Genomic DNA, 26,382 nt, shown 5'->3' on the forward strand with positions numbered 1-26,382 from the left:
TTCATTGACCATCCTCTTCCCCACTCCATGCACCACCGACCCCGCCCCTCCTATGGCCGCCTGCTGGCCGCCACGCTGGCCCTGACCGGAATCTCCCAGGCGAATGACTGGACCAACTGGCGCGGCCCGCTCCAAAACGGCGTGAGCCTGGAGCACTACACCAAGGCCGGAAAGCTGGCCGACAAGCCCGCCTGGACAGCCCCCATCCGCAGCCGTGGCACGCCCGTGGTGGTGGATGGCAAGGTCATCCTCTGGGGCTACAAAGGTGAAACCTCCGACCTCATTGAGCTGCTGACCTGCCTGGACGCCAAGACCGGCAAGATCCTCTGGCAGCATGAGATCCCCGACTACCTCAGCGACTCCATCTACAACCGCTACTCCATCGGTGCCCCCACCGTCGATCCTGAGACCAAGCGCATCTACCTGACCAGCAATGCGGGCAATTTTCTCTGCTATGAGCTGGACGGCACCAAGGTCTTCGAGATTCCGCTGATGGAAGACTTTGGCCGCATGACCTTCCCGAACTCCCGCGTGGGCAGCCCGGTGATCGAGGGCGAGTTCGTCATCATCCACTTCATCTTCTCCAACTGGGGTGCCGACGGCCCTGCCGCCGACCGCGTTTACGGCTTTGACAAAAAGACCGGCGAGCTGGCCTGGTGGACCCTCCCCGGCGTGAGCCCGCCCGTGGACAGCTCCTTCTCCACCCCCGTGCTGGAAACTCGCGACGGCAAGCGCGTGGCCTACTTCACCACCGGCTGCGGCCACATCGTCTGCGTGAACACGCACAACGGCAAGCCCTACTGGAAGATGCCCATCTGCAAAAACGGCGTGAACCCCTCCGTGGTCCTGCACAAGGGCAACCTCATCGCCATCCACGGAGATGAGAACGTGGATAACTCCGAGAAGGGCCGCATGGTCTGCATCAAGCTCCCCGAGAAGCTCACCGCCCCGGTGCCGCCCGCTCTCGAAGCCACCACGCTGGAGCCCAGCGCTGAAGTCTGGCGCAACCCCATCGGCGCCACCAGCAGCTCCCCCGTTCTCGTGGGCGATGTGATCTATCAGCTCACCGACGGTGCCGAGCTCTACGCCATCGACGCCAACACCGGCACCGACCTCTGGAAGCTTAAGCTCAGCAATGCCAATCTGCACTCATCCCCCCTCTACGTGGACGGCCTGCTCTACTGCCCCCTGCTGGACGGCAAGCTGGTGGTGGTAAAGCCCGGCGAGAAGTCCGGTGAAGTGGTGCAGGAGATCAAGCTCGGCGAAAACATCCAGTGCCTAGGCGCACCCACCGTATGTGATGGCACCCTCTATGTGACCACCACAGAAGCCTTCTACGCCTTCCCGATCCCGAACAAGGGCATCAAGACGGACGCCGCTCCCAAAGTGGAAATGCCCAAGGCCGGCAAGGCCGTGGCGTTGCAGATCATCCCTGCTGAAACCGTGATCATGACCGGCCACAAGCAGTCCTTCCGCGTGCGCAGCGTGGACGCCAACGGCTTCCTGGTGAATCCGGACGTCAAAGGCGTGAAGTGGGAAAGCTTCATCCCCCCGACCGCCAAGGTGAAAGCCACGATGGACGGCAAATTCAACGACGCAGGCGAGCTCGTGGTGGCTCCTGACGCCAAGTCCAGCGCCGGTGCCTTCAAGGCCACCGCTCCGGACGGCACCTTTGGTACCATCCGCGGCCGCGCCCTGCGCAACCTGCCGCTGGTGGAAAACTTTGACGGCTACGAGCTCAAGGACGAGCAGCCCACGGAGAAGATCATGTTTGCCTATCCTCCCCTTCCCTGGATCGGCGCACGCTTCAAATTCGACGTCCGCGAAGTCGTCGGCGCTCCTGGCAACAAGGTCTTCGCCAAGACCTTTGACCGCCTGCTCTTCCAGCGTGGCACGGTGTTCCTGGCCCCGTCCAACCTCACCAACTACACCATGCAGGCAGACGTGATGACGGACGGCAGCGCCCGCTCCAAGTCCGACATCGGCCTCATCAACCAGCGCTACCTTATCTGCGTCCGTGGCAATGCAGGCAAGCTGGAGGTCAGCTCCAACCCCGAGCGCCTCAAGCAGGAAGTGCCCTTCAAGGTCGTGGCCAACACCTGGTACACCCTGAAGACCAAGGTGGACGTGGCCAAGGACGGCAGCGGTGTCATCATGGCCAAGATCTGGGACAAAGCCCAGCCCGAGCCTGCCGCCTGGACCATCGAAGTGAAGGTGCCCCGCGCCCACAAGAACGGCTCCCCTGGCATTTTCGCCCTGACCCCGATGAACCAGAAGCGCGTCTATCTGGACAACCTGAGCGTCACCCCGAACTGATCTGCCGCCCTTTCTAAACCCAACTGATTTCAACGTCATACATGAGAACGAAACTCACACCCATCCTCGCTGCGGCTCTGGCTGCCACAGCAGCCCTGAACGCCGCCGACTACACCCAGTGGGGTGGCGGCAACACCCGCAACATGGTGTCTGACGAAAAAGGACTGCCCACCGACTTCAACCCCGGCAAGAAATACGGTCCCAAGGCCGCGCCAAAGGAAGCCGGACGCCTCCGCCCCAACGCCCAGGACGCCAACAAGGCCCCCGGCGCCGAGGACATCGACATGAGCACCACCAAGAACTGCCTCTGGGTGGCCAAGCTGGGCTCCCAGACCTACGGCACGCCGATGATCGCCAACGGCCAGGTCTTTGTGGGCACCAACAATGAGTCGCCCCGCGACCCCAAGAGCGTGGGCGACCGCGGCATCATGATGGTCTTTGACGAGTACACCGGCCAGTTCAAATGGCAGCTCGTCTCCCCCAAGATGGGCAGCGGCAAGGTGAATGACTGGGAATACCTCGGCATCTGCGCCAGCCCCACCGTCGTCGGTGACAAGGCCTACGTGCCCAGCAACCGCTGCCAGATCGTCTGCCTGGACGTCAAAGGCATGTCCAACGGCAACCAGGGCATGCAGGACGAAGGCGCCTTCATGGCCCCTCTGGACAAAGACGGCAAGCCCACCGCCCCCCTCACCCCTGGCGACACCGATGCCGACATCCTCTGGGTGTATGACATGTACAAAGAACTCGGCGTCTTCCAGCACAACGCCACCGCCGGCTACCCGCTGGTGATCGATGGCAAGGTCTTCGTCCCCACCTGCAACGGCGTGGACTGGACCCACACCAACATCCCCGCCCCGAACTCCCCCAGCTTCATCATGCTGGACGCTGAGAACGGCACCCTCCTCGGCGAAATGGACCACGTGGCCTCCGAGCGCGTGCTGCACTGCTCCTGGTCCTCCCCCAACTCCGTGGACGTGGACGGCAAGAAGCAGATCGTCTTCGCTGCTGGCGACGGCTGGGTGTACTCCATGGCCCCGGAAACCCACAAGGACGCTGAAGGCCTGGACATCCTGAACGAAAACTGGCGCTATGACGCCAACCCGCCCGAGTATCGCAAGAACTCCGCTGGCGAGCCCATCAAGTACGTCGAATACGACGGCCCCAGCGAGATCATCGCCACCCCCACCATCGCTGATGGACTGGTGTATGTGAACATCGGCCAGGACCCCGAGCACGGCGAAGGCGTCGGCTGCCTGAGCTGCATCGACCCCAAGGGCAAAGGCGATCTCACCGGCAAGGCCCTCTGGACCTTCAAAGGCATCGAGCGCACCATCTCCACCCCTGCGGTGAAAGACGGCCTCGTCTATGCGGCTGACTACACCGGCCGCGTGTTCTGCCTCGACGCCAAGACCGGCAAGGAATACTGGAAGTTCGACACCAAAGGCCACATCTGGGCCAGCCCGCTGGTGGCTGACGGCAAAGTGTGGATCGGCAACGAAGAAGGCGAGCTCTTCATCCTCGCTGAAGGCAAGGAGCTCAAGGAACTCGGCACCATCGAGTTCCCCTCCCCTCTGCTCAGCTCCGTCGTGGCCGCCAACGGCGCCCTCTACGTGACCACCCACACCCACCTCTACTGCTTCAAAGAAGGCGCCAAGACGCCCGAGGCGAAGTAAGCGGAAGGTCAGAGAAAGTTCATCCCCAAAGGCGGGCCGGAAACGGTCCGCCTTTTTTCATGATGAAGGATGAACCCAGGATCCGGAAGCATGAACCACAGACTTCACAGAGACCTGTACAACGCAGCCTCGATTTCAGTCCACAAGTCGTCAGGTCCGTAGAAGGCGATTTCAAATTCGTCAAAGACGCTGAAGATGATGGCACCGCGTTTATTGCGGATCAAAACAGCCAGCATCTGCGGCCCGCCTTGTTCCACCGGGATCTCTTGAAAAAAGCGCAGCAACAACGGAGACCACATTTCGGGAGTCAACGGATGGTGACCGTGAAGCTCAATCCACGCGCCATCCGGAAAGGTGAAATAGGCGTAACTGGCATCCTGCGAGATGCAGGGGCGGAGATGCTCAAAAAAACTTTGGGAGGGAGTCTTACCTGGCAGGCAGGTCCAGTTCGGGAGCCGAGGTGCCGGGTCCACGGCCATGCCCAGCAATGTCTCACTTGCTGGCCGCGCAAAAAGAAGATGCTTCCTGCCGATCCTTTCAGGATACCAGGAGTAAGAGTCGCACAAGTGCTCAGCAATCCATGCGTCTTTTGCCTTATCAGCACACATATCGCAAAAGACTACGCGAGGTGTCAGACAATTCCACTCGCTGCTTGATCATCAAAAGCGCCTTCCCTGAGAAAGGATGATTGATGTTTGAAGGCGCAATCATTGAAAACGAGTTCGTGCAGAGGTAGAAGCCAACCTTTCACAGGCCGCCACCTCGCCACTCCATAAACAAGCGCCCTGTGCGGGGATCAAGATGATCCCCCTCCGACGCTGGGGCGAAGCCTCTGGCGGAGTGGGGTCGTCCCGATCCCTCACGTGCACGCAAAGACCAGCGCCTTCGCGTTATAGCCTATGGCAAAACAGATTTCCGAAAAGGATACGTGGAGACACCCGGCGGAGGCTTGAGGACAAGCCTCCCTACCTCGCGCCGGGCGCGCGCATGCCCAGCGCAGGTAGGGCTGGCTGTCCCCAGCCAGCCGCCGTCGGAGCCCATGAATTTCTCGCCACGAGAGTCCGCTCAAACGGAAAGAGTTTGGCGAATGGCTAGACCATCACGCCCCACTCTCCCGCGCCACTTCATTCCACAAACACACCCAATGGGCGCGGATCAAGAGCCCCTTCCGGCTTATGCCGGGCTGTCAGACCCGATCTTAGCAGATCAGGGTATCAACTGCCTCAGCGCCACATCACCTTGCTGAAGTACCAGTCCACGAACTGCGGGCCGTAGAAGACCCAGATGGCGGCGCCGAGGGCGAGGTAGGGACCGAAGGGGATCTTGGCACCCCATTCGGCTTTGCCGGTGATGCGGTGGATCACAGCAAAGACGGTGCCGATGACGGAGGCGGCCAGAATGGTGAAGAGCACGGCCTGCCAGCCGGTGAAGGCCCCGATCATCATGAGAAAGAGCACATCGCCAAAGCCCATGGCTTCGCGGGGAATGACCACCTGGGTGGCCATGGCCTTGAGCTTGGAGACGCCCTCCAGCGGGATCTCGTGCAGTTCGGTGCCTTCGCGCACCTTGAGCTTTTCCATCCACAGCTCGGCGGTCACCGCGCCAAAGCTGCGGTCATTCACCTGCAGGCTGGTGCAGGAGATGACCATGCGGTCGGAGGCGCGCATGAAGAGGTCCTGCCAGTCGTAGCGGTGCTCGGCAAAGACGACGACGGGGGGCTCGTTTTCATCGGGCTGGGTGACCTCCCAGCTCTCTTCTTTGACAAAGACGTACTTCTTGCGGCCAAAGGCCAGCTTTCCCAGCTCCACCACAGCCCAGAGGCCGCCAAAGCCGAGCCCGGCGCTGGCCAGGGAGATGAGCAGCCCGCGCGTGTGCTCGGTCTCCGCCACCAGGGCAGGCACGCCCCAGGCGCAGAGCACGCCGGCCACCGCACCGCCGATGGTGATGGTGTGCGGGAGAATGAAGTGGTCGATGTCGATGAAGGTACCGGAGATGAGCAGGCTCATGAAGAGCCAGAGGCAGAGCACCTGCGGCCCCCAGGCCTGGAGGTAGGGCCAGGGATTTCCCCCGACGGAGTACTCGGCAGTGACCTTGAGAAAGACGAGGTAAAACATCACGCCGGTGAGCAGCTCCACGAGGAAGTAGCGGATGGAGATCTTGCCGCCGCAGTTGGCGCACTGGCCGCGCAGCAGCAGCCAGCTCAGCAGCGGGATGTTCTGCCACATGGGGATCTTGTATTTGCAGGAGGGGCAGAAGCTGCGGCGCGGATTGTTCACCGAGATGCCCAGCGGCAGGCGGTAGATGACCACATTGAGGAAGGAGCCGATGCCCGCCCCCATGTAAAAGGCCAGGCAGTGCAGCAGGGTGTTGAGGATTTGAAAGCGCATGAAAAGTGGCTGTGTTTGCAAACTTGGCCTGCCGTGCGTGAATACGGAAGCAAAAACTCGGCATGACTTCAGATTCCCGGCAGCGACTGCGTCTCATCCTCCTTCTGGCCCCCGCCTTCATGGGCCTGGCCTGCACCCAGTCACGGCCCGGCAGCGGCCTGAACCCCTCCGCCCAGGTGATGAAGCAGGCGCAGAAGCGCAGCCTGGTGGATGTGCGCCAGGCGGTGCCCGGCATCGTGATCGACATGAAGTACGGCACGGCCGACAACGTGACCGCGCGGCCCATCTACCCCGCACGCATGCCCTGCCTGCTGCGCACGGAGACGGCGGCAAAGCTCAAAAAAGCGCAGGAGCTGCTGCGGGCGCAGGGCTACGGCCTCTGCATCTGGGACGCCTACCGCCCGCCCGAGGCGCAGGAGGTGCTGCACAAGGCCGCCGGCAGCACAGGCATGTACCTTTCCCCCAACTCCGGCTGGAGCCGGCACTGCGGCGGGATCGCCGTGGATCTGACGCTGGTGGATGCGAAAGGGCGGCTGCAGCGCATGCCCACGGGCTTTGACCAGGACTTTGCCCACGCAGGCATCCACTACCAGGGCAGCGATCCGCTGGTGCGGCAAAATCTGCAGATCCTGAATGCGGCGATGAAGGAGGCGGGCTTTACCCAGCTGGAGTCGGAGTGGTGGCATTTTGACGACGCCGACTACATCACCGATCCGCAGCCCGTGGTGTTTGCACAGAAGCTGGGCCTTCCCCTCATGACCCCTGCCCCGTGACCGCGAGCATCCGGAACAACGCCACCTTCACCGTCCTCGACGAGGCGGACGGCTACATCGTGGTTAACAAGCCTGCGCCTTTGCAGATCCACCCCGGAGATCCCAACGGGCCGCCCACGCTCTGGCACCGCGTGTGCGATCTGCTCTCCTACGAGATCGCGAATGGCGGGCAGGTTTCCATCATCAACCGGCTGGACCGCGAGACGAGCGGCGTGGTGCTGATCGCGAAGAACCACGAGCTGGCGAGGCTGTTTGGCATGGCCATGCAGGAGCGCCGCATCCACAAGACCTACACCGCGCTGGTGCACGGCTGGCCGGAGTGGGAGGAGCTGACGCTGGACGCGCCCATCCTGAATGCGCGCGATGTGCAGCCGAGCGACATCTGGGTGAAGCAGAGGGTACACCCCGCAGGAACGCCCTGCCTCACCGCTTTCCGCACGCTGCGGCGTTTTGAGCGCAGGGGCGAGAAACATGCGCTGATCGAGGCACGGCCGGAAACGGGACGCATGCACCAGATCCGCGTGCATCTGCATCACCTGGGCCTGCCCATCGTGGGAGACAAGCTGTATGGCCGCGATGACCGCTGCTACCTGGAGTTTATCGAGACGGGGTGGACGGAGGCGCTGGAGCAGCGGCTGATTTTGCCCCGGCAGGCGCTGCATTCATCCAGGCTGGAACTGAATGTGGAAGGCTTTCCTTCAGCATGGGAGGCTCCGCTGCCGGAGGAGTTTGAGATCGCCAGCTGCTGAAAAGAGGTGTTGTTTCGGCGTGCGGAGGTGTTGGAGGATGCGGTGGCACCGGACGTGAACCCACGGTGTGTGTGGCAATGCGAGAACGCTGGTCTTGGCGAGAGCGTGAAGGATCGGGACGATCCCTCTCCGCCGGAGTTTTGTGGCGCGGACTTTCGTCGCACGTTGACATAAAAAAACGGAGTGATGCAGGGCACCACTCCGTGAGGGGGGAAGATCGCAAACAGCGGTCGGCTTACTTGGCAGGTTCGGCGGCGGGCTTGGCGGGCTTGGCGGGCTCGGCAGCCGGTTTGGCGGGTTCAGCGGGCTTGGCCGGTTCCGGAGCCTTGGCGGGCTCGGCGGCAGGCTTGGCGGGCTCGGTGGGCTTCGCACCCGGGACGGCGTCCGGAGCGGGGGCGGGCTTGAGCTCGACCTTGGGGGCCTGGGGCAGCTGCGTGGGCGGGGTGGTGACGGAGACCGGTGGCGTGGTCACGGTGGTGGGTGTGGAGGAGGTGGTGCCGGGCAGGAAGCCTGGGACCATCTTTTTCACGTCAGGCAGGCCGGCTGGCTTGCCACCACTCGAGGCGGGATCGTCCTTTTTATCCGACGGGGCCGCGAGGATTTCAGAGCGCTTTTTCATGAGGGTGCTGACGGTGTACTCGCCCACTTCGAAAACCCAGCCTGCGAGCCTCTTCTCGTTGGCCAGCTTTTCTTCGAGGGTCTTGATCTCGGCGGCGAAGGCCTCGTCACTGGCCTTTTTCTCCTCGGGCTTCTCGTTCTTTTCAGCAGGGCGCACCTTGGGGAAGCTGGCGCTGACATTCACGGTGACGTAGTACTTGTCCGCACCGCCACCAGCCGGGGCGGGCTGCTTGGCGAGCTCCAAGTCATAGGTGAAGCCCTTGAAGGTGAGGAGCCGGGCCTTGGTGGCCCCCTTCATGGCGGCAGCCGCCTTGTCCTTGGGCAGCACATCGATAAAGGCGGCACCGGAGAGCAGCGTGCCGAGCGTGGCCTTGCCGGGATCGAGCTTCTCGCCGGGCTTGGCGTCCGCGAGGGTGAAGTCGCCGTTTTCCTCGGCACGGGTGGCTTTCCAGGAGTCTTCAGCTTTGGGCAGCGTGACCTCCACGGACTGGAGTCCCTGCACGTCGAAGAAGCCCTTGGCCAGCCAGGAGTCAGGCTTGGTGACGAGGTCAGGAAGCTGCTCGCCGATTTCCCAGATGGTGTCCTCGCCGACGACACGGACAAAGCGGTTGCTGTTGGCACCGCCGCCAAACATGTTCATCTGGTCGTTGGAGCTGCCGCCGGAGCTGGTGACCTTGCCGCCGAGCACGAGGGAGTACTTGAGCTGGTCCTTGTCATCATACATCTCAACAACGGTGCCGATGCCGTAGCCGGCGTCCGGGGTGTTGAGGTTGATCTTGCCCCAGGAGTCCTTGCCGATGCGGCGGCCGGCCTTGATCTTTTCATACTTGAGGCTGAGCAGAGCGGTCTGCAGCTTTTCCTTGTCGAGGGGATAGCCGCTGCGCTCCTGCACGACCCAGGTGTCGTTTTGCACCACGAGGGTGACTTCAGACTTCTCCTCCTTGATGCGCACTTTTTTGATGCCGTTGACATCAAAGGTGGGGAAGAGAAGCTCGCGCAGCTTGACGGTGGTCAGGTTGCGGTTCAGGCGGGAGTTGCGCTCATTGCCCTTGAACCAGGCAAAGCCCAGGATGAGGACGAGAGCGCTCAGGAGGATGATGATCTTCTTCATGGCGTATGAGCAGATGAGAATGAAATGCGTGGGGTGGTGAAGGATCAGGCGGCGGCGGTGCGGACGCGGCGCTGCATGGCGAGGATGAGGCCCACGACGCCGACGATGAGCGGCACCATGAAGACGTTGCCGATCTTGATCAGGGTCTTGGTAAACTCGTCCTCCTTGTTCATCTCCTTGCGGATCTCGCGGACCTGCTTGTCGATCTTCTTGGAGTTGGTTTCCATTTCCTTGATGTTGTTCATGGTGCCCTGGTCCACGATGAGGGTGCCTTTCTTGAGGTCGAGCTGCGGGCGTGCCTTGCTGAGCTTTTCAGCGAGGTCCTGGCGCTCTTTTTCCAGCTTCACGAGCTGCGGGCGGTATTTCTCCTCCACGGACTCGCGCATTTCCTTGAAGAGAGTGAAGGGGCGCACGGGGGCCTTGCGGTTGCGGACCTGGATGAGGTCTCCACCACCGGCGAAGAGTTCGACGGCATTGAGCACCATGGGCAGGTTGCCGCCGCTGGTGATGGCACCGACGCCCAGGTCTCCCTGGCGCAGGCAGAAGGCGTCGTAGAGCATGTCAGCGTCGGTGAAGACGATGACATTGCTTTCGCTGGTCTTGGACTCTTTGAGTGAGCCGTCGTCCTTCTTGGCTGCGGCTGGAGCAGCAGGTGCGGCACCGGCAGCGGCGGGCGCGGAAGCATCCTGCTGGGCACCGCCGCTCTCAGCCTTGGGCATGGGGTCGGCAGGCTTGCCATTGGGGAAGGCGGACTTGAACTTGCCGGTGATGTGCACGCCGAGGATCTTCTTCTTGCCACTGGGGGTAAAGTTGACCATGGGCTCGCGGCGGAGCTTTTCAGCCGCCTCGGTGTCGATGAGGTCGGAGACCTCGGAGGAAGAGACGAGCGTGGCCACATTGAGGCCTTCCTTGGCCTCAATGCCGAGGGAGCCTGCATTGATGAGGGTGAAGGACTGCAGGCCGGAGGTGACGCGTTCGTCCTGGTTGATGGACTTGGCGGGGATTTGCAGGGCGGTGGGGTTGGGGCGGCCATTGAAGACGCCGCGGTAGTTCATGTCAGCCACGACCATGTCCTTTTGGTAGGTGAGCCCCCAGGCCTTGAAGAGCTCGGGCATGTCGGAGGAGGTGTTGATCATGTTGCCGGGCTGGCCGGTCATGGGGTTTGGCTGGCTGCTGAGGGCCTGGGCCAGGAGGCAGTGGGGGTCCACAAAGGCGATGATGTGGCCGCCGCCCAGGAGGTACTGGTCGATGGCATACTGGGTCTTTTGCGTGAAAGTAGCCGGATGGATAATGAGAAGGACGGTGATGTCGGAGTCCACCTTGTCCGTGGTCATGGAGACATCGCGCACTTCATAGTCCGCCTTGAGCTGCTGGATGATGGCCCAGGCCTCGGGGCCGCGCTGCTGCTGGAAGGGCATGGAAGGCACGCCGCCGACAGGCATGGGGCTCATGAGGCCGATGATGGTCTTCTTGGGCTTGATGACCTTGGCGATGGCGCGGGAGACATCATACTCAAAGGCGGTGGCGTCTTCCGGATTGAGGAAGGGCAGCACTTCCTTGCGGTCCAGGCACTGCACGGAGAGGCCGAGATAGATCTGGTCTCCCTGCTGGTTCACCTGCATGCCACGGATCTCGTCGTCCTTGGCTTTTTCTTCCTCGTCAGTGTCCGGATTGGGGTGGATGACCTCGAGGGTGATGTTGCCGCCGCTCTGCTTTTCATACTCCAGCAGCAGGTCCTCGATGGAGCGGGCGTGCGGCTTGAGCAGGTTGGGCATGACGCGGTCGTCATTGGTTGCGTAGAACTTGATCGTCACCGGCTCATCGGCGCTGATGTGGCCGATGATGTTCTTGGTGCCCTTGGAGAGGGTGTAGAGACCGTCCTCGGTCAGGTCGAGGCGGAGATTGCCAAAGCCGACGCCGCCGACGAGGAAATTGAGGGCGATGATGATGGCAACGACCAGCAGTGCGGTGATGCCCGCGGTAGCAGTCTTGTTGGAAGCACTCATGTTTGTGTCAGAGAAAAGGGTTGGTGAATATGAAGAGGCTGAGTGGGTGTGTTCTTCAGAGGTGCATCACGCGCGCTTGGAGCGAAGGCCGAAATCTGTCACCAGCAGCGCCACCACAATGACGGAGACGAAGTAGAGGACGTCCCGCAGGACGAAGATGCCCTTGGTCATCTCAAAGAAGTGGTCCATGAAGCTGAAGTAGCAGATGAAGCGCACGATGGACTCCAGGCCGGAGGGCATGGCATTGACCACGGTGTGGGTCAGGCTGGGATCTCCGATGAGGGCGATGAAGAGGCAGAGGGAGACGCTGATGATGAAGCAGACGACCTGGCTGCGGGTGAAGGCGCTGACGGCGGAGGTCAGGGCCAGGCAGGCCATGGCGTAGAGGTAGCTGGCCACATAACCGCTGATGACGGGGCCGTTGTCCGGATCTCCCAGCACCGACATGGTGATGACGATGGGAAGCGTGAGCCCCAGGCCGATGAGCCAGACGCCAGCGGCGGCAAAGAACTTGCCCAAAATGGCCTGCCACGGAGAGACGGGCATGGTCATGAGCAGCTCGATGGTGCCCAGGCGGTGCTCTTCCGACCAGAGGCGCATGCCCACGGCGGGAGCCAGCACGGTGTAGATCCACGGGTGCCAGACAAAGAAGCGCGTGGCCAGGGACACATCATCGTAGTCCAGGATGCGGGAGAAGAAGAAGGTGAAGCCATTGGCAGCCAGCAGGAAGATGACGACAATGACGTAGAAGACGGGAGAGTTGAAGTAGCCAAGGAACTCCCGCTTGAAGACGGCCAGTGTGTTTTGGATATCTCGGTTGCTCATGTTGATGGTTGGGGGGAAATCGGATGAAAGGGTTTCTCGAAGAATCAGGATCAGGCGGCTTTTTTCTGCGCGGTGTCCGGCTTGGTGATCTTGCGGAAGACTTCGTCCAGCGAGGCGGCGCCGGGCACCAGCTTCTTGAGGCTTTCCGGAGTACCGTCTGCGACGATCTTGCCGCGATCAATGATGATGGCTCGGGAGCAGGCGGCCTCCACTTCCTCCAGGATGTGGGTGGAGAAGATGATGGCCTTGTCCTGGCCCATGCGCTTGATCATGCCGCGCACTTCGTGCTTCTGGTTGGGGTCCAGGCCGTCGGTGGGCTCGTCGAGGATGAGCACATCAGGGTCGTGGATGATGCTCTGGGCGAAGCAGGTTCGGTGGCGGTAGCCTTTGGAAAGGGTGTCCACGCTCTGATTGCGCACGCTGTCGAGGAAGCACAGGTCCAGCACGCGGTCGATGGCCTTGGTGCGTGCCGCGCCGTGGATGCCGCGCAGCTCGGCGCAGAAGCCGAGGAAGCTGGCCACGGTCATGTCCGAATACAGGGGGGCGTTTTCCGGGAGGTAGCCGAGGCGCTGCTTGGCCAGCTCGGGCTCTTCGACCATGTCCACACCGCAGAGCTTCACGCTGCCGCTGGTGGGGCGGAAGTAGCCGGTGACCATGCGCATGGTGGTGGACTTGCCGGCGCCGTTGGGCCCCAGGAAGCCTAGGACTTCGCCTTTTTCCACGGAGAAGGAGACATCATCGACAGCCACTTTGGTGCCGAACACTTTGATGAGGTTCTTGACTTGGATCATAACGTCGAGGGCAGTTGGTTGGGGGGCTTAGAAGCGGCACGGAGGCGCGCTTCTGGTTGTTCGCACCTTCCGGACGTTCAATCGCGGTGGGCTGTTTTAGGAGGTACCTCGATCTTTTCAACATAATTTTGGCAGGCTGATGCCAGAGGAGAAAAGCGGAAGTGACAATCCTGCCCGGGAAAAATTTTCAACGTGACGCCGCATCTGGAACACCTACAATCTGCGCCCCCAGACTCGAAAATTCATGCTTTGGAATCAAAACATCGATCCCACGAAGGATCCCAGCCAGAAACCCTTTGTGCTGTGGCGTCCCTTCATCACGGCCTGGGAGTGGCTGGTACCCCCGACTGTGGCCCATCGGGACCGGCAGTCGCCGCTGGCGCGCTACGTGGCGGCGGGGGTGGCGATCACCGTCTGTCTGGCCCTTCTGGCGGTGGGGGTGCTCTTTGCACGCCCGATGCGGAAAAAGTACAAGGACATGCGGGCGCAGAGCATGGTGAAGGAGGCCCGGCAGATGGCGGAAAACGGCCAGGTGGTGAACGCGGTGATGAAGGCCCAGGAGGCCTACACCAACGCCCCGGAGAGCGAGGACGCGATACGGCTTAATTTTGAGTACTTCACCATGATGAAGCGCGACACCGCGCTCTATTTCTATGACAAGCTCAAAAACATGGGGTCGCTGACCCCCAATGACGAGCAGCTGCATGTGAAGTGCCTCATGAACCTGGGCAAGCCCAAGGACGCGGCCCTGGCGCTGGACAAGATCATGCGCGAGCAGAAATCCAGCGACAGCCTCATGAAGCTGGCAGAGGAGGTCTGGGGCGGCAGCGACCAGAACAAGCCCCTGATCGCAGCGATGCACAGCTACACGGACAGCCATCCGGATGACAAAGAAGGGGCGCTCCGCCTGGCCAAGCTGCAGGTGACCTCCACCAATCCCACCGAATCCGGCCAGGGCATGGAGACGCTCTGGAAGCTGGCGGCACAGGACGATGCGCTGGGCCTGCAGACGCTGGAATTCATCAACAGCCTGCCCACCCTGACACCGGAAGACACCGAACGGCTGATCGAACGCCTGAAAAAACACCCGAAGGGAGATGAACGCCACTATGTGACGGCGCTGAAGCGCGAGGTGCTGCTCAATCCCCGGCGCAAAAAGGAGATCGTGATGGCCGCCACGGTCAGGTACCAGAACAAGAAGCGCGACCAGCTCGTGCCTTTCATCCGCTGGCTGGTCGAGGAAGGTGAATTCCGCCAGGTGCTGACAGTGCTGCCGGAGGACGAGGCCAAGACACACCAAGGCCTGCTGGAAAACTACCTCAACGCCCTGACCATGCTGCAGCGCTACAGCGATGTGGAGCGTCTGGTGGAAGACCCCAAGGTGGCCAATGTGCTGGACCCGGCCACCATGGCGATGTTTCGAGCCCACCTGGCCTACATCCTGAAACGTCCCTCCGAGGAACTGCGCAGCAAGCTGATCGCCGCCAAGGACGCCGCCCAGATGAACGGCCGCTACCCTGCCCTGCTGCAACTGGCGAAGTATGGCGAGGACCGGGGCCACTTTGACATCGCCGAAGAAGCCTACCGGCAGGCCATCAAGGCCGTGCGCCGGGCCTCCGCGCCGCCAGTCATCGAGCGCGACGCTTTTGTGGGCCTGATCAATTCCTGCACGGCCAACCGTGACACGGAAGCGCTCATTCAAGCCTGTCAGGATGCCAATGCCCGCTGGCCGGACAACTCCAGCTTTGCCGAGACGCAGCTCTACGTGAATGTGCTGGCGGGGCGCAACATCGAGCTCTCGCTGCGCAACGCCTCCGCCCTGCTCAAAATCCAGCCCACTGACAACCAGCGCAAGCTCATCGTGGCCCTGGCCCAATGGAGGCTGCGCGACAAGCAGCAGGCGGTGCAAAACCTGCAGTACATCGACCTCAACCCGCTCACCGAAGGCCAGCGCGCCGTGTTTGCAGCCATCGCCAACAGCGGCGGCTTTCACAACGAAGCCATGGGCGTCATCAAAGACATCAAGCCCCAGGCCCGCATGCTGCCCGAAGAACAGCGCTGCTACGAAAGCGTGGTGAACAGCGAAGCCACTCCGTAAGAACGGAGGGCGGCGAGACAGCGTCGCCAGAGGCTTCGCCCCAAAGACGGAGGGGATTATCTTGATCCCCGCACAGGGCGTGTGTTTGTGGATGTGCGAGAGCGCTGGATGAAACGGCAGGCTCGGCTCTGAGGAGACGCGCAAACGCTGGTCTTTGCGGGAGCGTGAGGGATAGGGACGATCCCTCTCCGCCGTAGCGCTCGTGTTTGTGGTGCGGGGAGGACAACATGGCGGGGCTTTGGATGAGGACTTGCTGCGGACTAAAGTCCGCGCTCCTCAGCGGCTGGGGCACGCGAATTATTTTTTCAAATTCCTGTAGCCGTTGGGCCGATGGGTGCGCTCAAACGGCTTATCATAGTCGTCCATGTGAGCGCACCATCACACGCTGAACGAAGGCATGAAAAAGGCCGCCTGCAGGTTGTGCAAGGCGGCCTGATTTTAACCCTAAATGGCGGAGCGGACGGGGCTCGAACCCGCGACCTCCAACGTGACAGGCTGGCGTTCTAACCAACTGAACTACCGCTCCATTACCGTTTCGGGGGCCGCGATACTAAGCGCTCCATTCTCACTCGCAAATGGAAACTTCACTTGTTCGAAAAAAACTTCACGGCACTTCTTCACCCGAGCCGGTGTAGTACCAGCCGATGACTCTGCCACCGAGCACCAAGGCCTGAGCTTCAACGGGCTGCAGTCCGAAGATGGTCTTCACGTTGCACTCAAACCTCACAGCCCAGCCTTGCTTGCCCTGCACCTGAGCAGGCTGCGGGTCATACCAGCGGAGGATGTTCTCGGGCTTGATCTCAGTGACCTGGCCGCTCTTCATGGCATTGACGAGCAGCGGGTAGGCGCTGGTGGAGTCGCGCAGGGGCTTGCCATCAGTATCCACCATGCCTGCGGCATTGGCCGCTACAGGGGCGGACTGAGCCTGTGCTTTGCTGGCGGCGAGTTTTTTGAGCTCTTCGCCGCGAACGACCTTCCACTTTTCATAGGACTCATTGAGCTGGGCCTTGAGGTCGGTGCCGTCGATGGGGACCTGAGCACGTGCGGGAGAGGTGGCGGTGGGGGCCAGGGTCAGCACACCATTGTCTGCGCCGATGGCCACGGCCTTTCCGCCTGCGGCCACCTTGCTGCCACCGACGCTCATCTTGAACATGGCGTCCTGCAGCAGCTTCACCTCGCGCGGGAAGGCAGAGGCGGGGATTTTCATCCAGTTGCTGGTCAGGGCCTCGATGGGCTGAAAGCGGGGATCAGAGGCAGGCTTGGTGACAGCGGCAGGTGCGGGCGCAGGAGCACTCTGTGCAGGCTTGGTCATCTCTACGCTGGGTTTGGCGGTCTCCGGCACGGCTGCTTTCTCCACCGGCATGTCGTCAAATTTGGGATTGGCCAGCACGAGTTTGGGGCCTTTGCTTTCCGGGACATTGAGGCTTTTGAAGATGACTTTCTTGCCCGGAGGGGCTCCAAAGTAGTCATAGGCCGCGAAGGCTCCGCCGAGAATCAGGATGGTGAAGAAGAGGGATTTCATGAGGGTGTGGCTAAACAATCATAGGATCACGTGCTAATAGATGATCCACCGATTGAGTACATCAATTTCTTGGGCGCGCAGTTACATTTTTCCGCTCTTTTTGCGTCAAAACACGTGTTGACCCGAGGCTTGCGGGTGCCGGGGGCTGCGCTAAATAGCACCAATGCCCCCAACCAACCTGCTTCTTGGAGTCAATATTGACCATGTCGTGACCCTGCGCCAGGCGCGCTACCGTGCCATGCTGGAGTCTCCCAATGCCGAGCCCTACGTGCTGGCGGCCGCCCAGGTGGCGGAGGAGGCCGGGGCGCACTCGATCACCGTGCATCTGCGGGCGGACCGCCGCCACATCCAGGATGCGGACGTACACCTGTTGCGCAAGAGCATCCGCACCAAGCTGAACCTGGAGATGGGAAACACGCAGGAGATTCTGAACATCGCGCTGCAGGTGCGCCCGGACTTTGTGTGCATGGTGCCGGAAAACCGTGAGGAAGTGACGACCGAGGGTGGTCTGGATGTGGCGGGCCAGCGCGAGGCGCTGCGCAGCACCGTGAAGGCGCTGAGCGACAACGGCACGCGCGTGAGCATGTTCATCGACCCCGATCTGGACCAGGTGCGCGCCAGCGCGGAGATCGGCGCGGCAATGATCGAGCTGCACACGGGCACCTTTGCCAACCACTTTGGCGCCGCACGCGCCGCCGAGGTGGAGCGCCTGTGCGCCGCCGCAGAGCTGGGCCACGCGCTGGGCCTGCAGATCAATGCAGGACATGGACTCAGCACGCAAAACCTGCCCGACCTGTGGGCGGTGCCTCATCTGGCGGAGCTGAACATCGGCCACCACATCGTGTCCCGCTCCGTCTTCATCGGCCTGCATGGCGCGGTGCGCGAGATGCTGGCGGTAATGGCCTCCTACAAGAGCTGATTTACCCTTATGAAGGTCACCGGCATCGGCATCGATCTCGTGGAAGTGTCCCGCATCCGCGAGATGCTGGAGCGGCATGGGCAGCGCTTCAAAGAGCGTACCTTTACCGCAGGAGAAATCGCCTACTGTGACGCCTGTGCCGAGCCCGCCATGCACTACGCCGCCCGCTTTGCCGCGAAGGAGGCTGTAGCGAAGGCGCTGGGCACGGGCATCTGGGCGGAAGGGGTGAACTGGACTGACATCGAGGTGGTACGGGAGGCCAGCGGCAAGCCCGGCATCGTACTGCACGGCGCTGCGAAACAACACGCCGGACAGGCGGGCTGCCTGGTGAGCCTGACGCATACGAAGGACCTGGCGATGGCGCAGGTGCTGATGGAGAAGGCGGAATGACGAATGAGTAAGTCCGAATGACTCAATAAGGACGAATGCCAAAATCCGAAACGCGGAGCAGGCAGCGCTCCCCTCTTGGAAGGCTCTCATGGCTGACATCGTCATTCGTTCTTGGACATTGATTCGTCATTTGGATTTACTCATTCGTCATTCCCCTGCCTTCTTCTCTCCCGCAATATTCCTTTCCTAGCCCCTCCTTCGCCACTACACTGCTCCCCCTCCCCTTACCTCCCCACATGCGACGCGCGATTTATCCGGGCAGCTTTGACCCCATCACCAACGGCCATCTGGATGTGCTGCAGCGTGCTGCGGGCATCTTTGACAAGCTGATCATCGCCGTGGCGCGGGATAATGCGAAGCAGAGTCTCTTTACCGTGGACGAGCGTGTGGAGCTGATCCGCAATGCGGCGGCGGAGATTCCAGGGATCGAGGTGATGCCCTTTGAGGGGCTGCTGGTGAATTTTGCGCGTGAGCACAAGGCCTGCGCGCTGGTGCGCGGTCTGCGCGCCGTGTCTGACTTTGAGTTTGAATTCCAGCTGGCGCTGATGAATCGCAAACTGGAGCCGAATCTGGAGACGCTCTTCCTCATGCCCCGGGAGGAGTACACCTACATCAGCAGCCGGCTGGTGAAGGAGATCTGCCGCCTGGGCGGGCACATCGAGCAGTTTGTGCCGCCGAATGTGGTGACGGCGCTGCGCTCCAAGTTTAACCTGGACTGATTTTTCCTCCCCGCGCCCTTTTCCCAGACGTTTTCATTGTCATGCACCATCCTTTTTCCATCGATCTGCGCAGCCTGCCCTCAGACGGCAAGGACATCTCCGGCCAGGAGAAAGCGTCTTTCTTTGCCCTGGACCCCAAGGACAGCATTCAGGCGGTTTCCCCGCTGAAGTATGAGCTGCACCTGGAGCGGGACGGGAGCGACCTGCTGATCACAGGACAGGTGGAGGCTACCTTCAGCCTGGAATGCGGGGCCTGCCTGGAGCGGTTTGAGCACCGGGTGGAGCTGCCGCACTACGCGTCGGAGCTGGAGATTGCAAAGGACTCCACGATCAACTTGACGGATACGATTCGTGAAGATATCCTGCTAACCCTTCCGAGCTACCCACGCTGCGATGCTGGCAATGTCCATCCTCGTCAGTGTCCCGCCGAAGGCAGGTTTCAGCAAGTGCCCGAAACAGCACCCGATGAACCTCAGAACGCGGGTCCGGGTGTGTGGGAAGCATTGAACAAGCTTAACTAGACTAGAACAGACCCCACCCCCATACTCACATGGCCAATCCCAAGCGCAGACAATCCAAGAGCCGCCAACGCATGCGTCAAGGCGCAAACCGCTGGAAGGCGCCCACCCTCAAGAGCTGCCCTGAGTGCGGCACCTCCGTGCCGGGACACGTGGCCTGCCCCTCCTGCGGCTACTACCGCGGCCGTCAGGTGATCAGCAAGGTGGCTGGCGAAAGCTAATCCCCTCTCTGTTTCGAATTTTCAACCCCGCCGGGTATCGTCCTGGCGGGGTTTTTTCGTTATCCGAATTCCGCACCAACCCGGGACGCAGATGAGTTAAGCGTGCGCCCCCTGGGAAAGTGTGCCAAGGGGACGCTCGATTTGCAGGCAGGAGTGCCTGCATCACCTTAGCTACACATCACACACCATCGCCGCGTGGCGGAGGGCGAGGATGGGATCGCTCCAGGTGGGAATGAACTCGTGGGCCACGAAGTCGTGGTAGCCGATCTCCAGCAGGGCCTGCATGACGGCGGGGTAATTGATCTCCTGGTGCTCGTCGAGCTCACAGCGGCCGGGATTTCCTGCAGTGTGGATGTGGCCGATGTAGTCCTTGTGAATGCGGAGGCGGCGGATGACGTCTCCGTTCATGATGCTGACGTGGTAGATGTCGAAGAGCAGCTTGAAGTTGGGGCTGCCAATCTGCTTGATGAGATCGACGCAAAAATCCACATCATCGCCAAAGTAGCCGGGGTGGCCCTTCATGGGGTGGGAGCTGTCGCGGGAGTTGAGATGCTCCAGCACGAGGGTGATGCCTTTCTTTTCCGCATGCGGGAGGACGACCTTCCAGGTGTCGAGGCAGTCCTTGATGGCTTTTTCGCGGTCCATGCCGTCGAACTTCATGCCGGTGAAGGTGATGACTTTTTTGCAGCCGACGTCAGCGGCCAGGTCGATGCCTTCGGTGAGCTTGGCGATGACTTCATCGCGGAACTTGGGATTGCAGGGGCCGTTGCCGAAGCCGTGGCCTGAGACGAGGGAGATGTCCAGCCCGAGAGCCTTCACGTCTGGGTAGTATTTCTTGTCGATGCCTTCCATGCCGACGAGGCCGATGTCCTTGCAGTGCTTGGCCAGGACGACGGTGTCCATGGGCTTGAAGCACCAGCCCATGACGGTGTGCTTGATGCCGTGGTTTTTGATGACGTAGGCGGGGTCTGCCGCAGCTTTGTCGATGGAAACGGCACCCGCACGTGAGGCGGCGGTGGCGGCAAGTGCTGTGGTGAGAAAGTGGCGGCGGTTCATCGACAAAGTTTCAAGTTTAAGGTTGGAATGAAGGAGGAAAACGTCGGGCGCGCTACTTTCCTATGCAGAAGGTGGAAAAGATGACGTCGAGGATGCGCTCCACATCCACCTGGCCGATGACGTCTCCCAGCGCCTGCATGGCTTCGCGAATCTCCAGGGCGATGAATTCGGGGGCTTCCTGGTGCTCCAGCGCGGCCTTGGCGGCGAGCAGGCGCTCGGCGCAGCGCTCAAAGGCGGCCTGATGGCGCGCATTGATGGCGATGGGGTGATCTGCTGCGAGCGGTCCGGCGGTGGCGATGACGGCACGAATGGCGTCCCGAAGCGCTTCGACGCCGGTGCCATCGAGGCAGGAGAGCGGGATGGCGGCGCGCTCGCTGCTCCAGTCGGGGTGGAGGCCGAGATCGCTCTTGTTCAGGATGAGGATGCGGCGGCGGGCCAGCTCGGGAGAGAGCGTGAGCCTCTGGCTAGCGGGCGGAGGCTGGCTGGCGTCCACCACCTCAATGACGAGGTCGGCACGCTCCAGCTCGCGTTCGGTGCGCTGGATGCCCACACGCTCGATGTCGTCTCCGGCCTCGCGCAGGCCGGCGGTGTCCACCAGGCGGAGGGGAATGCCGTGGACCTGGATGATTTCCTCGATGGTGTCCCGGGTAGTGCCAGCGGTGGGGCTGACGATGGCACGCTCAAAGCCTAGAAGGAGATTGAGCAGGCTGCTTTTTCCAACATTGGGTGCGCCGGAGATGACGGTGCGTGCGCCGTGGCGCAGGATGCGGCCCTGCGCGGAGGTGGCGATGAGCTGGCGTGCGCTGGCCAGCACGGAGTCGATGCGGCGGAGCAGGTCGGCACCGGTCTCGGGAGAGATGTCTTCTTCCGGGAAATCAATGAAGGCTTCAATGTGGGCCAGCACGGGGATGATCTGCTGCTGCATTGCCGTGGCGGCGCGGCCGATGGCACCGCCGAGCTGCTCATTGGCAGCACGCAGGGCCAGCGTGCTCTGGGCGTGGATGACGTCCATGACGGCCTCTGCCTGGGTGAGATCCATCTTGCCGTTCAAGAAGGCGCGCTGGGTGAACTCCCCCGGCTCCGCCGCGCGGGCTCCGCAGGCCAGCCAGCGCTCCAGCACGCGCTGAGTCACGAGCACGCCGCCGTGCCCGTGGAATTCGATGACGTCCTCCCCGGTGTAGCTGGCCGGTCCTTTGAAATAGAGCGCGAGCCCGTGGTCGAGCACGCCGCCTGTGGCATCCAGCACAGAGACGAGGCAGGCCTGGCGCGGTGCGACCTGAGCGGGGAGCCTCAGCACACGCCGGGCCATGTCCAGCGCCTGAGGGCCGGAGACACGCACCACGCTGATGGCGGCCTCGCCGAGCGAGGTGGAGATGGCGGCGATGGTGTCTTGAAGCATGGGATGGGAAACGCGGCCTGAAGTTCAAGAGGTGATCGCAGAAGATGCAACAAAAGAGTTCTTCGGCGTAGAAGTCTTGCTCCACGAAAAGCAAACGCTTATGCTCGATGATTTTCTAACCTGATCGCCCCCCTCCGCGTATGCTTGAGCCAGCCATCCAATACACTCCCATGGGACCGTTTGTGCCACGGAGTGTGTCTATGACGGAAATGCTCTGCTACTTTGCGGGGGCGCTGGTGGTTTCGGCACTGGGCGTGTGGTGGATCATCTGGCGCGGCGGACGGATCGGGCTGGATGAGCCGGACACACGGCGTAAGATGCATGCAAAGCCGATCCCACGGCTGGGCGGCGCGCCGATTTTCCTGGCGGTGGGTCTGGCATGCCTGGTGGCGGGCTACATCGGCGGGCTGGGCTGGACGCGCTGGCTGCCGGTGGCGATCTGCAATGCGCTGATTTTCAGCGTAGGGTTTGTGGATGACCTGAAGCCCCTGGGCGCCAGGGTGAAGCTGGTGGGGCAGATCGGGACGGCGCTGATCCTCTACTCGCTGGGGGTGTCCATCGACATCCTGAGCAATCCCTTTGGCGAAGGCGCTGTCAATCTGGGCTGGTGGAGCCTGCCGCTGACGCTGCTGTGGCTGGTGAGCATCCCGAACATTGTGAACCTGATCGACGGCATGGACGGGCTGGCGGGTGGTTTTGGCCTGTTCCTGTGCCTGACGCTGGCCTTTCTGGGGTACTACAGCGGGCAGCCGGATGTGCTGGTGGTGTCTCTGGCCATGGCGGGTGCGCTGGGAGGTTTCCTGATTTTCAATCTGCCTCCGGCCAAGATTTTCCTGGGAGACGGCGGGGCGTACTTCATCGGCTTTTTCATCGCTTCGGTGTCCCTCTTCACGTCGAACAAGGGGTCGATCATCGGCGCGCTGCTGGTGATCATTGTGGCGCTGGGAGTGCCGATCCTGGACACTTTCTTTGCCATCATGCGCCGGGCGGTGCGCGGGGTGTCCATCTTCAATGCGGATGCGGAGCACATCCACCACCGGCTGATCCTGCTGGGCTACACCAAAGGCGGTGCGCTGGCCACCATGTATGCGGTGTGCGTGGTGCTGAGCCTCGTGGGGATGAGCATCCTCATGACGAAGGGGATGGCGCTGCCGATCGTGGGCGCGTTTTTGTTTCTGCTGGCGCTGGGGGCGGCGAAGTACCTGGGATACGTGCGCAGCTGGTCAAACTTCCGTGCGCAGTTCGTGCGCACCATGGAGCGGCGGAGGCAGCGGGAGTTTTTCCGTGCGTATGGCCGGGTGCTGGATTTTGAAGTGGAACGCTGTGATGATTTTCAGAGCTTTGACACTTTGTTCAAACACGGGCTCAAGCGCATGGGACTGAGCCTGCATGCACGCGCGGACAGCGTGCCAGAGCTGCTGTCCCTGAGCGGGGGGACGAAATTCACGGTGCACCGCACCGACGACCATACCGACCTGAATGAATGGCATCTGCGCCTGGATGTGCTGCTGCCTGCGCTGGAACGCTGCCGTGAAAAATGGCAGCTCCTGCCTTCAGGTGCAGAGGTCATCACCACACCCGAAGCCCCTCTCCCCCCGACCGCACTCACGGCATGAAAGAAGCAACCGACCCGCCAGCAGAAGCAGTGAAACGGCATCCTGTGCTCGTGGGAGAGGATGCACCAGGGCCCGCTGGCAGCCCCCTGCTGGTGGCGGACGAGACCATGCCCGAGCCTGTCGCGGCCAACGAAACGGACGCCGAGGAAGATTCCGCCAGCAGCTCCGACCGCAGCTACGAGGTGGAGGGCCCGGCGTGGAAGGGGTATGTGTTTGCGTCAGTGCCCATCCTGGCCTGTCTGGCCGGTGGGGGCAAGGAAGCGTGGGCCAAGGGCCTGATCACGCTCATGGCGGCCGTGGTGATGATCCTCTTCGCGCCAAAGCGCCGCCTCCCCAGCCTGGCACTGGCCGGGCTGCTGTGCGCGCTGCTGGCTCCGCTGCTGGTTTTCCTGCCGCAGTCGTGGTTTCCCGTGGATGCCTGGAGGGCCACAATGGTGCAGGACTGGGGTATGCAGCTCTCCAAAACACTGACCCCGCAGGCCGGTGTGGCGCTGGAGGCGTGGTTCCTATTTGCCGCCTGCTGCCTGTGGCTGGGCTGGTGCCTGACGCGTGGCTTTTCCGAGGTACAGCGCCGAGCGATGATGCTGACGCTGACCTTTGGCGGCGCAGGGCTGTGCCTGATGTCCATCGTGGATGGCATGGGCTGGCTGCCGGTGCCGTGGTGGCCGCGGAATGTGCAGGAGTGGGGGGAGCCTTTCGGGCCCTTTGCCAACCGCAACCACACCAGCACGCTGGCGGCGATGACCTGCGTGCTGTGCGCGGCTTCCGCCTATGACGCGCACAAACGCAAATCCCTGCTGTGGATGCCTGCGCTGCTGGGGATGGTGCCGCCGACGGCCTGCCTCTATGTGAACAGCTCCCGGGCAGGTCTGGTCCTGGTGTTTCTGGGCTTGACGACGTGGTTGGGCACGATCGCCATGCGGCGGGGCTTCTTCCAAAAGATGGCGGTGTCCACCTCGCTGGTTTTCATTATCGCGGCTCTTCTGGTCATGTCAGGGGGGAATCTGTCCAAACGCCTTTCCACGCGGGGGCTGGAGGATTTCACGTCGGATCATGGCCGGGGCTCGGTGTATGCGGAGTCTCTAAGGATGACGCTGCATTCCCCCTGGATCGGAGTGGGGATGGGGAATTTTGACGCTGTATTTCCGCAGTATGCCCACCTGCCGGCGACACGGTTCCGATATTTGCACCCGGAGAGCGACATGCTCTGGCTGCTGACGGAAGGTGGCCTGCTGACTCTGCTGCCCGGGGCGCTGCTGGTGTTCTGGATCGCGATTTCGACCGGCCCGTGGTTTGGCAAAAAGAAGAAGCGCAAGTCCGGCATGCAGGACCGCAGGCTGAGGAATGCGGCGGCCATTGTCTTTGGACTGGGCGCGGTGCACGGGATGGGCGATGTGCCCAATCACGGCTACGCTTTTGCCCTCGTCATGGCGCTGCTGGCTGGGATAGCCATCCGCCCGCGCCGGCTGCAGGAAGCCGCAGGCCCGGTGGAGCGCACGGCCTTCCGCGTGTGTGGCGTGCTGCTGCTGCCGCTGGGAGCAGCATGGATGGCTGTGGCCCTGGGGCACCCTTTCCTGCCAGGAAAAAGCGCTGCAGAAGCCCTGCGCAACCGTGCGATCAAGCTGGCTGATTCCGGCTCTCCGGCCGGAGCGCTGCCGCTGATGGACCAGGCGATCGAAAAGGCCCCGATGGATTTTCGCTACTACTACGAGCGCGCCTGCCTGCGCCTGAAGCTGGGCCAGCCGAAGGAGAAGGCGCTGGAAGACTTCTCCCGCTCCCGCGCCCTGGAGCCCCTCTATGCCATGCTGTGCTATACCGAGGGGGTGTTCTGGCTGGGCTATGATCCGCAGCTGGCGGTGGTGGGCTGGCGGGAGTTTTTAAACCGTGCACCGGACATGGGGCCGGGAGAGTTTGGCTACTACCGGCAGATGCTGGGCTACTCCTACCACTATCCGGTGCTGCGCGGGCCGCTGTGGTCCCTGGCCACCAAGTCGGACCTGAAATTTGAATTTCTGCGCACGGTGCAGGACAAGGCGGAATTCCAATCCTGCCTGCAGAGCCTGCTCAATGAACATGCCCCCGGCGAGAAAGGCGCACAGCAAGGCCTGAAGCTGCTCAACCCGGTGCAGCGTGAAAATCTTTTCACCCTCTGGTATCAGCTAGGGGACCAGAAGGCGCTGATCTCCGCGCTGGAAAGCAACGCGGCGTGGAGAGATGACGGCTGGCGCATCCTGGCAGAGCATTATGCCAGGAATGCAGAGTTTCAGCGCGCCTGCCAGACCACCCTGCCCTACCTGACCCCGGTGCCGCGAGCCAGCTCCAACGCGAACATGGACATCCCAAGCCTGGAGCGTGCGCTGGTCTATGACCCGACAGACATCCGGCGCGCGACCGACCTCTTTCAGGCTCAAAAGGCCCACGGAGACACGGACGGAGCCATCCGCACACTGAAGCGAGTGGTGCCCCAACCCAATGCCCCGCTCTACTTGCGCCAGGAGCTCGGGGCCCTGTATGTGACCAAGCAGGACTACCGCCGCGCCTGGGAAAACCTGCGCGAGGCCATGCAGAAACGCTAGCACGCAGGATCGGGACGATCGCTCTCCGCAATTCAGGGCGTTGCGCAAGCGTGAGGGATTGGGACTATCCCTCTGTGCCAGAGGCTTTGCCGCAGC

The 26,382-nt window shown here is 62.0% G+C and carries 21 protein-coding genes and 1 tRNA gene; 12 read left to right on the top strand and 10 right to left on the bottom strand.

Going from position 1 to position 26,382, the window contains the following annotated elements; translation table 11 throughout:
- Window positions 1-27 precede the first annotated feature (27 nt).
- Together HNQ65_RS04570 and HNQ65_RS04575 are read left to right on the top strand one after the other, a co-directional pair.
- Window positions 28-2,316 (top strand): outer membrane protein assembly factor BamB family protein, encoded by a 2,289-nt coding sequence (locus HNQ65_RS04570; protein ID WP_184338286.1) that lies wholly within the window; start codon window positions 28-30, stop codon window positions 2,314-2,316.
- A 41-nt stretch (window positions 2,317-2,357) separates the two neighbouring features.
- On the top strand, window positions 2,358-3,992 hold the full coding sequence (locus tag HNQ65_RS04575) for an outer membrane protein assembly factor BamB family protein (protein ID WP_184338287.1): 1,635 nt from the start codon (window positions 2,358-2,360) through the stop codon (window positions 3,990-3,992).
- A 104-nt stretch (window positions 3,993-4,096) separates the two neighbouring features.
- On the opposite strand, the gene HNQ65_RS04580 is transcribed toward HNQ65_RS04575, so the two are convergent.
- A complete protein-coding gene (locus HNQ65_RS04580) occupies window positions 4,097-4,600 on the bottom strand; it encodes a hypothetical protein (RefSeq protein ID WP_184338288.1) in 504 nt (167 codons plus the stop codon).
- Window positions 4,601-5,215: 615 nt separating this feature from the next.
- Window positions 5,216-6,379, bottom strand: coding sequence for a prepilin peptidase (locus HNQ65_RS04585; protein WP_184338289.1), 1,164 nt, complete (start codon window positions 6,377-6,379; stop codon window positions 5,216-5,218).
- A 62-nt stretch (window positions 6,380-6,441) separates the two neighbouring features.
- Between HNQ65_RS04585 and HNQ65_RS04590 the strand changes: the two genes are divergently transcribed.
- Together HNQ65_RS04590 and HNQ65_RS04595 are read left to right on the top strand one after the other, a co-directional pair.
- A complete protein-coding gene (locus tag HNQ65_RS04590; protein ID WP_184338290.1) occupies window positions 6,442-7,152 on the top strand; it encodes a M15 family metallopeptidase in 711 nt (236 codons plus the stop codon).
- Window positions 7,149-7,901 (top strand): pseudouridine synthase, encoded by a 753-nt coding sequence (locus HNQ65_RS04595; RefSeq protein WP_184338291.1) that lies wholly within the window; start codon window positions 7,149-7,151, stop codon window positions 7,899-7,901. Before HNQ65_RS04590 ends, HNQ65_RS04595 begins: the two co-directional genes overlap by 4 nt.
- Before the next feature lie 235 nt (window positions 7,902-8,136).
- Here HNQ65_RS04595 and HNQ65_RS04600 read toward each other — a convergent pair whose 3' ends face one another.
- From HNQ65_RS04600 to HNQ65_RS04615, 4 genes are all read right to left on the bottom strand, one after another.
- A complete protein-coding gene (locus HNQ65_RS04600; protein WP_184338292.1) occupies window positions 8,137-9,630 on the bottom strand; it encodes a DUF4340 domain-containing protein in 1,494 nt (497 codons plus the stop codon).
- A 44-nt stretch (window positions 9,631-9,674) separates the two neighbouring features.
- A complete protein-coding gene (locus tag HNQ65_RS04605; RefSeq protein ID WP_184338293.1) occupies window positions 9,675-11,636 on the bottom strand; it encodes a GldG family protein in 1,962 nt (653 codons plus the stop codon).
- Window positions 11,637-11,702: 66 nt separating this feature from the next.
- Window positions 11,703-12,461: an ABC transporter permease gene (locus HNQ65_RS04610; protein ID WP_184338294.1), complete on the bottom strand. Its 759-nt coding sequence runs from the start codon at window positions 12,459-12,461 to the stop codon at window positions 11,703-11,705.
- 50 nt (window positions 12,462-12,511) lie between these two features.
- Complete coding sequence (locus tag HNQ65_RS04615; RefSeq protein WP_184338295.1) at window positions 12,512-13,252, bottom strand: ABC transporter ATP-binding protein; 741 nt, start codon at window positions 13,250-13,252, stop codon at window positions 12,512-12,514.
- A gap of 244 nt (window positions 13,253-13,496) precedes the next feature.
- On the opposite strand from HNQ65_RS04615, the gene HNQ65_RS04620 reads away from it, so the two are divergent.
- On the top strand, window positions 13,497-15,350 hold the full coding sequence (locus HNQ65_RS04620) for a hypothetical protein (protein ID WP_184338296.1): 1,854 nt from the start codon (window positions 13,497-13,499) through the stop codon (window positions 15,348-15,350).
- 449 nt (window positions 15,351-15,799) lie between these two features.
- Here the strand turns inward: HNQ65_RS04620 and HNQ65_RS04625 are convergent.
- Window positions 15,800-15,876: transfer RNA gene (locus HNQ65_RS04625), tRNA-Asp, on the bottom strand.
- Window positions 15,877-15,954: 78 nt separating this feature from the next.
- Window positions 15,955-16,872, bottom strand: a complete 918-nt coding sequence (locus tag HNQ65_RS04630) for a hypothetical protein (protein ID WP_184338297.1) — start codon at window positions 16,870-16,872, stop codon at window positions 15,955-15,957.
- Between the two features lie 163 nt (window positions 16,873-17,035).
- Here HNQ65_RS04630 and HNQ65_RS04635 point away from each other — a divergent pair, with 163 nt between their 5' ends.
- The 5 genes from HNQ65_RS04635 (at window position 17,036) to rpmF (ending at window position 19,639) form a co-directional block, all read left to right on the top strand.
- A complete protein-coding gene (locus tag HNQ65_RS04635; protein ID WP_184338298.1) occupies window positions 17,036-17,791 on the top strand; it encodes a pyridoxine 5'-phosphate synthase in 756 nt (251 codons plus the stop codon).
- A gap of 9 nt (window positions 17,792-17,800) precedes the next feature.
- On the top strand, window positions 17,801-18,181 hold the full coding sequence (acpS, locus tag HNQ65_RS04640) for a holo-ACP synthase (RefSeq protein ID WP_184338299.1): 381 nt from the start codon (window positions 17,801-17,803) through the stop codon (window positions 18,179-18,181).
- A gap of 236 nt (window positions 18,182-18,417) precedes the next feature.
- A complete protein-coding gene (gene coaD, locus HNQ65_RS04645; RefSeq protein WP_184338300.1) occupies window positions 18,418-18,900 on the top strand; it encodes a pantetheine-phosphate adenylyltransferase in 483 nt (160 codons plus the stop codon).
- A gap of 41 nt (window positions 18,901-18,941) precedes the next feature.
- The gene (locus HNQ65_RS04650; RefSeq protein WP_184338301.1) at window positions 18,942-19,421 is read left to right on the top strand and encodes a YceD family protein; all 480 of its coding nucleotides are present in this window, start codon (window positions 18,942-18,944) and stop codon (window positions 19,419-19,421) included.
- A 29-nt stretch (window positions 19,422-19,450) separates the two neighbouring features.
- On the top strand, window positions 19,451-19,639 hold the full coding sequence (rpmF, locus tag HNQ65_RS04655; protein ID WP_184338302.1) for a 50S ribosomal protein L32: 189 nt from the start codon (window positions 19,451-19,453) through the stop codon (window positions 19,637-19,639).
- Between the two features lie 171 nt (window positions 19,640-19,810).
- On the opposite strand, the gene HNQ65_RS04660 is transcribed toward rpmF, so the two are convergent.
- Together HNQ65_RS04660 and mnmE are read right to left on the bottom strand one after the other, a co-directional pair.
- Complete coding sequence (locus tag HNQ65_RS04660; RefSeq protein WP_221306030.1) at window positions 19,811-20,695, bottom strand: TIM barrel protein; 885 nt, start codon at window positions 20,693-20,695, stop codon at window positions 19,811-19,813.
- A gap of 52 nt (window positions 20,696-20,747) precedes the next feature.
- The gene (gene mnmE, locus HNQ65_RS04665; RefSeq protein WP_184338303.1) at window positions 20,748-22,094 is read right to left on the bottom strand and encodes a tRNA uridine-5-carboxymethylaminomethyl(34) synthesis GTPase MnmE; all 1,347 of its coding nucleotides are present in this window, start codon (window positions 22,092-22,094) and stop codon (window positions 20,748-20,750) included.
- Window positions 22,095-22,234: 140 nt separating this feature from the next.
- Between mnmE and HNQ65_RS04670 the strand changes: the two genes are divergently transcribed.
- Window positions 22,235-23,710 (top strand): MraY family glycosyltransferase, encoded by a 1,476-nt coding sequence (locus HNQ65_RS04670; protein WP_184338304.1) that lies wholly within the window; start codon window positions 22,235-22,237, stop codon window positions 23,708-23,710.
- Window positions 23,707-26,286, top strand: a complete 2,580-nt coding sequence (locus HNQ65_RS04675) for an O-antigen ligase family protein (RefSeq protein ID WP_184338305.1) — start codon at window positions 23,707-23,709, stop codon at window positions 26,284-26,286. The genes HNQ65_RS04670 and HNQ65_RS04675 overlap by 4 nt, the downstream gene beginning before the upstream one ends.
- Window positions 26,287-26,382 lie beyond the last annotated feature (96 nt).

The sequence above is a fragment of the Prosthecobacter vanneervenii genome (assembly GCF_014203095.1).
Classification (GTDB): domain Bacteria; phylum Verrucomicrobiota; class Verrucomicrobiia; order Verrucomicrobiales; family Verrucomicrobiaceae; genus Prosthecobacter; species Prosthecobacter vanneervenii.